This window comes from Arthrobacter sp. 3Tela_A, from assembly GCF_049311025.1.
Lineage (GTDB): Bacteria > Actinomycetota > Actinomycetes > Actinomycetales > Micrococcaceae > Arthrobacter_B.
Window position 1 is genome coordinate 1 of record NZ_JAXIOM010000085.1, and the last position, 11,802, is coordinate 11,802.

Annotated in this window: 9 protein-coding genes; 3 read left to right on the forward strand and 6 right to left on the reverse strand. The window is 65.4% G+C overall.

The features are described 5' to 3' along the window. Nucleotides 1-54: 54 nt before the first annotated feature. The 5 genes from ndk to TVC13_RS17260 all read right to left on the reverse strand — a co-directional run bounded on the left by ndk (nt 55) and on the right by TVC13_RS17260 (nt 6,719). Nucleotides 55-474, reverse strand: a complete 420-nt coding sequence (ndk, locus tag TVC13_RS17240; protein WP_422402365.1) for a nucleoside-diphosphate kinase — start codon at nt 472-474, stop codon at nt 55-57. 52 nt (nt 475-526) lie between these two features. Further along, on the reverse strand, nt 527-985 hold the full coding sequence (locus TVC13_RS17245) for a DUF4233 domain-containing protein (RefSeq protein ID WP_422402366.1): 459 nt from the start codon (nt 983-985) through the stop codon (nt 527-529). Between the two features lie 4 nt (nt 986-989). Beyond that, nucleotides 990-2,369, reverse strand: coding sequence for a bifunctional folylpolyglutamate synthase/dihydrofolate synthase (locus TVC13_RS17250; protein WP_422402367.1), 1,380 nt, complete (start codon nt 2,367-2,369; stop codon nt 990-992). Continuing rightward, the gene (gene ileS / locus TVC13_RS17255) at nt 2,369-5,662 is read right to left on the reverse strand and encodes an isoleucine--tRNA ligase (RefSeq protein ID WP_422402368.1); all 3,294 of its coding nucleotides are present in this window, start codon (nt 5,660-5,662) and stop codon (nt 2,369-2,371) included. Before ileS ends, TVC13_RS17250 begins: the two co-directional genes overlap by 1 nt. A 313-nt stretch (nt 5,663-5,975) precedes the next feature. Next, a complete protein-coding gene (locus TVC13_RS17260; protein ID WP_422402369.1) occupies nt 5,976-6,719 on the reverse strand; it encodes an SDR family oxidoreductase in 744 nt (247 codons plus the stop codon). A gap of 909 nt (nt 6,720-7,628) precedes the next feature. On the opposite strand from TVC13_RS17260, the gene TVC13_RS17265 reads away from it, so the two are divergent. Continuing rightward, entirely contained in the window at nt 7,629-7,889 is a 261-nt protein-coding gene (locus tag TVC13_RS17265) for a DUF559 domain-containing protein (protein WP_422402370.1), read from the forward strand. A gap of 361 nt (nt 7,890-8,250) precedes the next feature. Further along, nucleotides 8,251-8,694, forward strand: a complete 444-nt coding sequence (locus TVC13_RS17270) for a PGPGW domain-containing protein (protein ID WP_422402371.1) — start codon at nt 8,251-8,253, stop codon at nt 8,692-8,694. Here TVC13_RS17270 and TVC13_RS17275 read toward each other — a convergent pair. Next, nucleotides 8,667-9,035, reverse strand: coding sequence for a DUF488 domain-containing protein (locus tag TVC13_RS17275; RefSeq protein ID WP_422402372.1), 369 nt, complete (start codon nt 9,033-9,035; stop codon nt 8,667-8,669). The two genes, TVC13_RS17270 and TVC13_RS17275, sit on opposite strands and share 28 nt — an antisense overlap. 112 nt (nt 9,036-9,147) lie before the next feature. Here TVC13_RS17275 and valS point away from each other — a divergent pair, with 112 nt between their 5' ends. After that, complete coding sequence (valS, locus tag TVC13_RS17280) at nt 9,148-11,763, forward strand: valine--tRNA ligase (protein ID WP_422402373.1); 2,616 nt, start codon at nt 9,148-9,150, stop codon at nt 11,761-11,763. Nucleotides 11,764-11,802: the final 39 nt, after the last annotated feature.

Here is an 11,802-nt window from a genome sequence, read left to right on the forward strand (position 1 = left end):
GCGGGGGGGGGGGGGGCCCCCGCCTCCTGTGAACCGTCAGTGGAACAGGATCAGCTACTTGCCGAACCAGATTCCGATCTCGCGTTCTGCGGACTCGGGGGAATCCGAGCCGTGGACGAGGTTCTGCTGGACCTTGGTGCCCCAGTCGCGGCCGAAATCGCCGCGGATGGTTCCCGGAGCCGCAGCGGTGGGCTCGGTGGCTCCGGCCAGGGACCGGAAGCCTTCAATGACGCGCTGGCCTTCGAAGACGGCCGCAACAACAGGCCCGCTGAGCATGAATTCGACCAGCGGCTCGTAGAACGGCTTGCCGACGTGCTCTGCGTAGTGCTCTTCGAGCAGTTCGCGGGTGGCGTCCATCTTCTTCAGTTCAGCCAGGGTGTAGCCCTTGGCTTCGATGCGGGCCAGGATGGCGCCGGTCAGGTTCCGCTTGACGCCGTCGGGCTTGATCAGGACGAGTGTGCGCTCGGTGCTCACGCTTGGTTTCTCCTTGGAGGTTGGTGTGATGCGAAATCAGCTGCTCATAAGCCTAACTGCTGGTTTCACCGGATTCGGTACCGCCCGGATGGGCAGCGTCCCACTCTGCCTGCTCCCGGTCCCGCTGGCGGTTTTCCTTATCCAGCCGGGCGCCGGCGCGCAGTCCGTACCACCACGTTCCGGCGAAGAGAGCGCCCACCAGGAACATCATCGGTTCCAGGAAACCGGTGGCGATGAGGGCCAGCTGCAGGACCCAGCCAATCCAGGGCCCCGCCGGCTTGGACAGGAAAGCGCAGGCCGCCACCAGGGCAGCGGCCAGGATGATTCCCCCCACGAGGATGGCCACCGGGGCTACGCGGTCCCGCTGGAGGCCAAAGACCGCCAGGGTGCCGAAGAGCACCACAAAGGCCTCCAGGCTCAGGACTGTCGATGCGAACATCACGCGGATGGACCGGCGCTTCTTGGGCATGCCCGGGCGCCACTCGCGCTGGGCCTTGGTCATTCGTGCCATGTGCTTACTTTCCTAGGAGGGTGCGCGCTTCCGCGACCACGGTGATGGAGCCAATGACCAGTACGCCGCCGGCGAGGTCGTTATTTTCCTCTGCCTTGGCTACGGCCCATTCGATGGCGTCATCCAGCGCCGGCTCAACCTGGATGTCCTCATCGGCAAAGCCGGCGTCCACCGCGTCCTGCACCAGTTCATCGGCCGGGATAGCCCGCGGGGAACTGGACTGGGTGAGGCAAATGCCGGTGACAATGTCACCAAGCACTTCATGCAGTTCGGCCAGGATCCCGACGGCGTCCTTTTCTGCCAGGATCCCCACCACCAGTACCAGCGAGGACAGGTTGAAGGATTCAAGCACCGCCTGGGCACTCACCTTGGCACCGGCCGGATTGTGCGCAGCATCCACGATGATCGTCGGTGCTGTGCGGACCACTTCCAGCCGGCCCGGGGAGGTGACGGTCTGGAAACCGGTGCGCAGCAGTTCCACGTCCAGTTCCTTGGCCCCGCCGCCAATGAAGGCTTCCAGGGCCGCGACGGCGACGGCTGCGTTCTGTGCCTGGTGTTCACCGTGCAGCGGAACCAGCAGATCCTCGTAGCGTCCGGCGAGTCCGTTAACGGTCACCATTTGGCCGCCGACGGCCATGGTGCGGGACTCGACGCCGAATTCGATGCCCTCGAACCGGAACGGCACTCCGGCCTCGTTCGCCTTCTCCAGCAGCACCTGCGCAGCCTCCACGGGCTGTGCGGCGCTGATCAGGAAGCCGTCTTCCTTGATGATTCCGGCCTTCTCGAGGGCGATGTCCGCGACGTCGTCCCCCAGCAGTTCGGTGTGGTCCAGGGAAATCGGGGTCACCACGGAGACGGTTCCATCCCCCACGTTCGTCGCGTCGGTGATCCCGCCCAGGCCCACCTCAATTACGGCAACGTCAACCGGCTCGTCGGCGAAGACCGCGAACGCGAGGATCGTCACGCACTCGAAGTAGGTCAGGCGCGGCTCCCCCGCGGCATCCAGTTCAGCGTCGACCATTGCCAGGTAGGGGCGGATTTCGTCCCAGATCCGCACAAAGGTCTCATCCGCGACCGGTTCGCCGTCAATGCTGATCCGCTCGGTCACCTTGCTCAGGTGCGGGCTGGTGTAGCGGCCGGTGCGCAGCCCGTAGGCGCGCAGTCCGCCCTCGATGAGCCGCGCCGTCGAGGTTTTGCCGTTGGTTCCGGTGATGTGGATGATGGGGAACGCCTTGTTGGGCTCGCCCAGGATCTCCATGGCGCGGAACAGCGGAGCCATGCGCGGTTCCATTTTGTTTTCCGGGGCACGGCTGAGCAGTTCGGCATACACACTCTCGACGGAGAAGCCGTCGATGGAGCCCGAGGGGCTGTCTTGGGTGGACATCAGATCTTCTCCACGGTCACGGTGAATGAGTCGTCCTGGTCTCCGGAGCCTTCGACCACCAGTTCGCCGGTCAGGGTTTCAGCCTTGACCAGGTCTGCGTTGGCTTCCAGTGCAGCTGCGCTCTGCGCCCCGGTAACTACCGTGGTGCGGATCCGGTCGCTGATGTGCAGGTCTGCGTCGCGGCGGGCCTGCTGGATGGCGCGGATGGCGTCACGTGCGGTGCCTTCGGCGGCCAGTTCCGGGGTGACCTCCGTATCCAGGACCAGGAAACCCCCTCCGGGCAGGACTGCCACAGCCTTGGATGACTCTCCCTCGCCGGATTCAACCACGGTTTCCAGGGTGTATTCGTGCGGTTCCAGGGCCAGGCCGCCCGCGGTAACCGTTCCGTCTTCAGCCACGGACCAGTCCCCCGATTTGGAGGCCTTGATCGCAGTCTGCACGTTCTTGCCCAGCCGCGGACCGGCTGCGCGGGCGTTGACGACGAGCTTTTGCGTGATCCCGAACTCGGCGGGGTCAGCGGAACCGGCGTCCACGAGGCGGACGGACTTCAGGTTCAGCTCATCGGCAATGATCGCAGCGAAGTGGCCTTCGAGTGCTTCGGCGTCCGGTGCGACCACTGTCATCTCGGACAGCGGCAGCCGCACGCGGAGGTTCGCGGCCTTGCGCAGCGAGGAACCCACGGACGCGATCTTCCGGGTCAGGTCCATGCGCGCAACCAGGTCCGGATCCCGCGGGAAGGCGCCGGCTTCGGGCCAGTCGGTCAGGTGCACGGAGCGCCCGCCGGTCAGGCCGCGCCAGATCTCCTCGGAGACCAGGGGAAGCAGCGGTGCTGCCACCCTGCAGAGCGCTTCGAGGCAGGTGTAAAGCACATCGAAAGCCTGGGTGTCTTCGTCGAAGAACCGGGTGCGGCTGCGGCGGACGTACCAGTTGGTGAGCGTGTCCATGTAGGCGCGCAGCATTTCGCAGGCGACGGACACGTCATAGGTGTCCAGCGCCGTCGTCATGTTCCGGATGAGGTCTCCGGTGGCGGCCAGCATGTAGGTGTCCAGCGGCTCGGTGGACTCGTGGCGCAGCGTTGCCTCGTAGCCGGCGCCGTTGTTCGCCGCGTTGGTGTAGAGCGTGAAGAAGTGCCACACGTTCCACAGCGGCAGGATGACCTGGCGGACGCCGTCGCGGATGCCCTGTTCGGTGACAACCAGGTTGCCGCCGCGCAGGATCGGGGAAGCCATCAGGAACCAGCGCATGGCGTCGGAGCCGTCGCGGTCCAGGACCTCGGAAACGTCCGGGTAGTTCCGCAGCGACTTGGACATCTTCTGTCCGTCGGAACCGAGGACGATGCCGTGGCTGATGACGTTGCGGAATGCCGGCCGGTCAAAGAGTGCCGTGGCCAGGATGTGCAGCGTGTAGAACCAGCCGCGGGTCTGGCCGATGTACTCCACGATAAAGTCGCCCGGGTTGTGGTGCTCGAACCAGTCCGCGTTCTCATGCGGGTAGTGCACCTGGGCGTACGGCATCGAACCGGAGTCGAACCAGACGTCCAGCACGTCCTCGACGCGGCGCATGGTGGACTTGCCCGTGGGATCGTCCGGGTTGGGGCGGGTCAGCTCATCGATGAACGGACGGTGCAGGTCCGGCTGGCCTTCCTTGTTCAGCGGCAGCCGGCCGAAGTCGGCTTCCATCTCCGCGAGGGAACCGTAGACGTCGGTGCGCGGGTAGTTGGGGTCATCCGACACCCAGACCGGGATGGGGCTGCCCCAGTACCGGTTGCGGCTGATCGACCAGTCGCGGGCATTTTCGAGCCACTTGCCGAACTGCCCGTCCTTGACGTTCTCCGGGATCCAGTTGATCTCCTGGTTCAGCTCGATCATGCGGTCCTTGATCTTGGTGACCTCCACGAACCAGGAGGAGACCGCCTTGTAGATCAGCGGGTTCCGGCAGCGCCAGCAGTGCGGGTAGGAGTGCTCGTAGCTGGCCTGGCGCAGCAGCCGGCCCTCAGCCTTGAGCTCGCGGGTGATCGGCTTGTTCGCATCGAAGACCTGCAGGCCGGCGATCTCGGACAGCGGCCCCTCGCCGAACATGGGCAGGAACTTGCCGCCCTCGTCCACGGAGAGGATGACGGGGATGCCGTTGGCTTCGCAGACCTTCTGGTCATCTTCACCATAGGCCGGTGCCTGATGCACGATGCCGGTGCCGTCGGTGGTGGTGACGTAATCGGCCACGACGATCCGCCAGGCGTTGGACGTGCCCCACTTCTCGGCGTCGGCGTAGTAGCCCCAGAGCGGAACGTAGCGCAGGCCTTCGAGTTCCTTACCCGTGTGCACGGAGGCGACAGCGGCACGGGCCGCATCGGCGTCGTCGTACCCCAGGTCCTTGGCATAGGAGGCAACCAGGTCCTCGGCCAGGAGGAAGCGGCCTTCACCGGCCGTTCCCTGATCCAGCATGGTGCCGTTGGGGCCGGCGGGCACGACGGCGTAGCGGACCTCGGGCCCGACGGCGAGGGCCAGGTTGGTGGGAAGGGTCCACGGCGTGGTGGTCCAGGCGATGGCATTGACGCCCTCAAGCTCGGCGGAGAGCACGTTGTCCCCGGCGATGATCGGGAACGTGACCGTGACGGTCTGGTCCTGGCGCATCTTGTAGACGTCGTCGTCCATGCGCAGCTCGTGGTTGGACAGCGGAGTCTCGTCCTTCCAGCAGTACGGGAGCACCCGGAAACCGCTGTAGGTCAGGCCCTTTTCATGCAGGGTCTTGAAGGCCCAGATGACCGACTCCATGTACTCGACGTTGAGCGTCTTGTAGTCGTTCTCGAAGTCCACCCAGCGTGCCTGGCGGGTGACGTAGTCCTGCCACTCGCCGGCGTATTTCATGACCGAGGCGCGGCAGGCATCGTTGAACTTGTCGATGCCCATCTTCTCGATCTGGACTTTGTCGCTCATGCCCAGCTGCTTCATGGCCTCGAGCTCGGCGGGCAGTCCGTGGGTGTCCCAGCCGAAGCGGCGCTCAACGCGGTGTCCGCGCTGGGTCTGGTAGCGGGCCACCAGGTCCTTCACGTAACCGGTGAGCAGGTGGCCATAGTGCGGCAGGCCATTGGCGAAGGGAGGGCCGTCGTAGAAGACAAACTCGTTGGAGCCATCTTCGCCGGCGGGACGGGCGTCGATGGAGGCCTGGAAGGTGCCGTCCTCGTCCCAGTACTTCAGGACCCGTTCTTCGATCTCGGGGAACCTGGGTGAGGAGGCTGCGGCTTCGGCGGAATCGCCGGTTGAGGCCTTGGGGTAGATCTGTGGCATGTTCGTCATCCTGGTAGCGGCAAGTGAATCTGGCTGTAAATACAGGATGCAAGGGCGAACTTCTCATCCCGGCGCAAACGCCGGGGGTAAAGCCGCGGTACCACCTCGCTTGCCGCCGTCGTGCTCCCTGTTCAGGGGGCGCAACGGCTGCCGCTCATTGACTGCTGTGACGGGCTTACCCGTCCGGTTCTACTAGGCGCATTCGGTTCTGTTTGAGTTCTGCGCCGTTCTTCCGGAAGCTCACCGGTGATGGCCGGGTCAAAGCTGCTTGGGCCAGTTTAGGCCACTTCCGGGGCGTCTGTCGAAGCCCCGGCCGTGGAGCCTAGCGGCGGATCACTTTGTGCTGCGCGGCCTGCGCCACGGGACGGATGACCACCTGGTCCAGGTTGACGTGGTGGGGGGCGTTCAGGGCGTAGGCCATCACGTCCGCGACGTCGGCTGCGGTGAGCGGCTTTTCGACGCCGGCGTAGATCTTCTCTGCCGCCGCCGCATCGCCAAGGCGGTTCAGGGAGAACTCCTCCGTCTTCACCATGCCCGGCAGGATCTCGATGACGCGGACGTTGTGTTCGGCTTCTTCCAGGCGCAGGGCCTGGGTCATCGCCTGCTCGCCGGCCTTTGCGGCGCAGTAGCCGGCTCCGCCTTCGTAAGCTGCGAGCGCGGCGGTTGAGGTGAGCATGAGGATGGATCCTTCGCCGTTTTCCCGCAGTGCCGGCAGGAACGCCTGCGTGACGTTGAGCGCTCCGAGCACGTTGACGTTGTACATCCGAACCCAGTCTTCGGGGTTTCCGGTTGCCACCGGGTCCATGCCGAACGCACCGCCGGCGTTATTCACGATTGCGTCCACTCCCCCGCCGGCCAGCACCTCGCGGGCCATGGCATCCACCGACTCGCGGTCGGTGACGTCGCAGGCGATGATCCGGGCACCGGTTTCCTCCGCGAGCTCCTTCAGGCGGTCTTCCCGGCGGGCGACGGCGACTACGTCCCAGCCTGTCTTCCGCAGGGCGCGGACTGCTGCCGCACCGATTCCCGAGCTTGCTCCGGTCACTACCACGCGCTTGTTCGTCATGGGAGCAACCCTAGCGAACTTGTGTTGCCCGCGGCCGGGCGCGGGTCGTGCTGTGTCGCTTTGGCTGGGTGCTAGCGGGGGTTGAGGTGCACCCGTGGGGTGGGCTCACTGCCAGTGCAGTTTCCCGTCTGCCCCTCTCTCCCCGGCTTACCTGCACAGTTTCCCAGCCCTCGTGACCGGTGTGGCAGCTGTGACCTCATCGGTATACAGGGGCAACGGGTAGCGGGAATCCGTGCGCCCGGCACCGTGCAGCGTCTCTACCTGCACAGGCGTCCTCCGTGGCAGAGGCCAACTTCGTCGCTGCACAGCCTCAGCGCGGGCAGCACCTCGACAAGTGGCCGGCTGTCAGGCTGGCGGGATGCACGCGATAGAGGCAGTTTGCCGGGCGCACTACGGAGTGATCAGCACCGGAGCGCTTGCAGCGAACGGATTTGGCCGTTCGAAAGTTGCTGCAGCCGAGCGCAGCGGGACACTGCAGCGCGCGGGCCGTGGTTATTACCGAATTGAGGATGCGCCTGCCGAACTGGTGTCGGCAGCCTCAAGGGGATCGTCCCTTACGTGCGTGTCGGCAGCCGCTCTACGGGGGTGGTGAGTCCTGCAGCCCACCGAGACCGTGCACCTGCGGGCAGACAAGCCTATCGACGACCCCGCGATTCGGCTGCATCGGGGCAAAAGATCGGCGGCAAAGCTGGTGAGTTCACCGTCGGTTGTAGTTCTGGACGCTTTCCGCTGTCTTCCGCATCTGGATGCCTTGGTCCTTGCAGAGTCAGCGGTTGTCCGGGACGCCATATCGAAGCGAGCACTCCTACGGGCCTTTCCCCGTCCGCAGGACTGGCGCATCCGTGCGCTTCTGGAGGGCATAAGCCGCAAGACCGCTTCGCCGCTGGAAGTGTGCGCCCGCTACCACCTGTGGGCAGCCAGCTTCGCAGTGCAGCGGGAGGTAGCGCTAGCCGGTGTCGGACGCGTGGACTTCCTGGTTGGGGCCGGCTCATCATTGAGATTGACGGCTACGAGTTCCACAGCAGCAGAACGCACTACCGCAACGACAGGGACCGGTGGAACCGCGCCACAGTCCAGGGTTTCATGACCCTGCGCATCACTGCCGAAACGATCCTGCGGAATCCCCAGGAGTTCATCCGGCTTGTCCGTGCGGCCATGGCCCAGCCCTGAAACGGGATAAATTGCAGTTTGCGAGGTCAGGCCTGGCGTCCGGCGAACGGATTCCCAGCCGACGTTGCGTATGTTGCGGGATGAGCCCCCGGAGACCACTCGGTTAACAAGGACTGGGAATCCGTGCAGACCCAGACACACAGATTCCCATCGCCAGTTACTCCTGCGACCCAACGAGACCCCACCAGCCACACCCGTAACGGCGGGTGGGAAACCGCGCGCACCGGCCCGGCTGCACCGCAACGGCACCGGCGGAAACCCGGGAAATCGGGAGCCGGGAAACCAGCAAACCGACGCGAACCGCGGCAAGGACCAGACTGCCGGTGTCGGTCCGGCGCAGACGTTATGCGAAGCTGGAAGCATGCCGCGCACCGACAGAATCCCAGCATGGGTCCGACGCACAGGCATTGAAGTGGCTGGCTGGACCCTCATTGTCCTGGGAGCTGCTGCGCTGGTGCTTCCGGGCCCCGGACTGCTGATGCTGGTCGCCGGGCTGGCCATCCTTTCCCTGCGCTACCACTGGGCCAGCCGCTGGCTGCACCCGGTGAAGGTCCAGGCCTACCGCGCTGCTGAGCAGGGCGTACAGTCCTGGGCCCGGATCGCCATTGCCCTGACAAGCGCATCGACCCTGGTCGCCGCCGGAATCACCTGGGGTCTCTGGCGCAAGGTTCCCGCGTGGTGGCCGCTGGAAGACAGGTGGTGGCTTCCGGGCGGCTGGACTACCGGCACGGCGCTTATCCTCTCCGGCTGCATAGCGATCGCCCTGGTGGTCTACAGCTACGTAAGGTTCCGGCCCAACAAGTAGTTACGCAGCACCACAGCCTCATTCTCCTGCACGTTCCGGGCACCGAAGAGAAGCACCGTGTCCGGACGTTCAGCGCACTGGCCGGCAAAGTCCGTCACTGCCGGGTTGCCTTCAAGCTCGTGGACGTAGCGCTCGGTGAAACCTTCCCAGCGTTCCGGCCGGTGACCGAACCAGTCGCGCAGTTCGGTGCTGGGCGCTGCCTCCTTGAACCAGTCGTCCAGCTCGGCGCGCGCCTTGGACACCCCGCGCGGCCAGAGCCTGTCCACCAGCACCCGGAATCCGCCGTCGGGCACTTCGTAGATACGCCGAACGCGGACCTGGGACGGATCGATTCCAGCCATGTACCGGATGCTAGGCTGTCCCGCGCGTACCCGGAAGGGGCCGCCCGCAACGGGTGTTCGCCGCCTGCGACACAGATGACGGCGGCACCGGCACCCGTGGGAGAATGGCACCATGGCTGACAATATCCCGGGCACAGACACGCCCGCTGCGACCGTTTCCGTTCCTGACAAACCCGCCCTGGAAGGGCTGGAAGAGACCCTTAGCCGCCGCTGGCGCGAAGAAGGCACCTACGCCTTCAACCCGGACACGGTCCGGGACGAGGTCTACTCGATCGACACTCCCCCGCCGACTGCTTCGGGTTCCCTGCACGTTGGACACATGTTCTCCTACACGCAGACCGACGTGCTGGCCCGCTACCAGCGGATGAAGGGCAAGAACGTCTTCTACCCAATGGGCTGGGATGACAACGGCCTGCCCACCGAACGCCGCGTGCAGAACTACTACGGTGTGCGCTGCGATCCCACGAAGCCGTACGACCCGGACTACCGCCCGCCGGCAACCGCTCCGAAGAACCAGCGCGACTTCGACGTTATCTCCCGCCGCAACTTCATCGAGCTCTGCGAAGAGCTGGCCGTCGAGGACGAAAAGGTTTTCGAGAACCTCTTCAGCACGCTTGGCCTGTCCGTCGACTGGACCCGCACGTACCGGACCATCGACGACCATTCCCGCGCCGTCAGCCAGCGCGCGTTCCTGGAGAACCTCAAAGCCGGCGACGCCTACATGGCCGAAGCCCCCACCCTCTGGGATGTCACCTTCCGCACCGCTGTGGCCCAGGCCGAGCTTGAGGACCGCGAGCAGCCCGGTGCGTACCACCGCGTCAGCTTCCACGCGCCCGACGGCGAGAAGATCTTCATCGAGACCACCCGCCCGGAGCTCCTCCCCGCCTGCGTGGCCCTGGTGGCGCACCCCGACGACGAGCGTTACCAGCGCCTGTTCGGCACCACTGTGAAGTCCCCGCTGTTCGACGTCGAGGTAGAGGTCAAGGCGCACCCGCTGGCCAAGCCGGACAAGGGTTCGGGCATCGCGATGATCTGCACCTTCGGCGACCTCACCGACGTCACCTGGTGGCGCGAACTGAACCTGCCCACCCGCGCCGTGATCGGCCGTGACGGCCGCATCCTCGCGGACACCCCGGAGTGGATTCAGACTGAAACTGCGCGGGAAAACTATGCCGCCGTTGCCGGCAAGACCGTCTTCAGCGCCAAGGAAGCCGTCGTCGAGATGCTCCGCGAAAGCGGCGACCTGGACGGCGAGCCGAAGAAGATCACCCACCCGGTGAACTTCTTCGAAAAGGGCGACAAGCCGCTTGAAGTTGTCACCAGCCGCCAGTGGTACATCCGCAACGGCGGCCGCGACGCCGACCGCCGCGAGGCCCTGATCGCCCGCGGCAGGGAAATCGACTTCCACCCGGCGTTTATGCGTTCCCGCTACGAGAACTGGATCGAAGGCCTCAACGGCGACTGGCTGGTCTCCCGCCAGCGCTTCTTCGGTGTTCCCGTTCCGGTCTGGTACCCGCTGGATAACTCCGGCAACCCGGACTACGACAACCCGATCCTGCCCTCCTTCGAATCCCTGCCGGCAGATCCGGCCGCCGATCCGGCTCCGGGCTACGAGGAGTCCCAGCGCAACCAGCCCGGCGGCTTCATCGGCGACGCCGATGTGCTGGACACGTGGGCAACCTCCTCCCTGACTCCGCAGATCGTGGGCGGCTGGGGTGTGGATGAGGACCTGTTCTCCAAGGTCTTCCCCTTCGACCTGCGCCCGCAGGGCCACGACATCATCCGTACCTGGCTGTTCTCCTCCGTGGTCCGCGCCGACGCGCTGCAGCACGCTGCCCCGTGGAAGCACGCCGCCATCTCCGGCTGGATCCTGGACCCGGACCGCAAGAAGATGTCCAAGTCCAAGGGCAACGTGGTGGTCCCCACCGATGTGCTCAACGAATACGGGTCCGACGCCGTCCGCTACTGGGCTGCCTCGGCCCGCCTTGGTGCGGACACCGCTTACGAGATCGCACAGATGAAGATCGGCCGCCGCCTGGCCATCAAGCTTCTGAACGCCTCCAAGTTTGTCCTGAACCTGGGTGCCACCGAAGCGAACGTCGTCGGCACTGACACCTCTGTGATCACCAACCCGCTGGACCAGTCGCTGCTGGTACAGCTGGTGGACGTGGTCAACAACGCCACAAAGGCGTTTGAAAGCTACGACTACGCCCGGGCACTGCAGATCACCGAGTCCTTCTTCTGGTCCTTCACGGACGACTACGTGGAGCTGATCAAGGACCGCGCCTACGGTGCTGCCGGTGACGCCGAACAGGCCTCCGTACTGGCGACCCTCGCCACCACCCTGGATTCGCTTCTTCGGCTGTTCGCCCCGTTCCTGCCCTTCGCCACCGAAGAGGTCTGGAGCTGGTGGCGCGCCGGTTCCGTCCACCGCGCATCCTGGCCCGCCGTCGACGGCCTGGCCGCCGGCGTATCCGGTGCCGATGCGGCGATCCTGGGAACCGTTGCCCAAGCACTGGGCGGCATCCGCAAGTCGAAGTCGGAGGCCAAGGTCAAGCAGCGCACCGAGGTCCTCAATGCCACTGTCACCGCCCCGGCTGCCCTGGTCGACCGGCTGCGTGCCGGTCTGCCGGACCTGCTGGCAGCGGGCAACGTGCGGAACCTTGAGCTGGTGGCCGGTGACGGCGAGCTGACCGTCAGCGGCGTCGAACTGGCTCCCGCGGAGTAGTCAGCACAAGCACAAAGTGCCCGGCCGGATGAATCCGGC

What these genes read in the sequence shown, in the direction of transcription:
- TVC13_RS17245 (WP_422402366.1), bottom strand. Translation starts at nt 985, where the DNA reads ATGGCACGAATGACCAAGGCCCAGCGCGAGTGGCGCCCGGGCATGCCC.
- TVC13_RS17250 (WP_422402367.1), bottom strand. Translation starts at nt 2,369, where the DNA reads ATGTCCACCCAAGACAGCCCCTCGGGCTCCATCGACGGCTTCTCCGTC.
- ileS (WP_422402368.1), bottom strand. Translation starts at nt 5,662, where the DNA reads ATGACGAACATGCCACAGATCTACCCCAAGGCCTCAACCGGCGATTCC.
- TVC13_RS17260 (WP_422402369.1), bottom strand. Translation starts at nt 6,719, where the DNA reads ATGACGAACAAGCGCGTGGTAGTGACCGGAGCAAGCTCGGGAATCGGT.
- TVC13_RS17270 (WP_422402371.1), top strand. Translation starts at nt 8,251, where the DNA reads ATGCCGCGCACCGACAGAATCCCAGCATGGGTCCGACGCACAGGCATT.
- TVC13_RS17275 (WP_422402372.1), bottom strand. Translation starts at nt 9,035, where the DNA reads ATGGCTGGAATCGATCCGTCCCAGGTCCGCGTTCGGCGTATCTACGAA.
- valS (WP_422402373.1), top strand. Translation starts at nt 9,148, where the DNA reads ATGGCTGACAATATCCCGGGCACAGACACGCCCGCTGCGACCGTTTCC.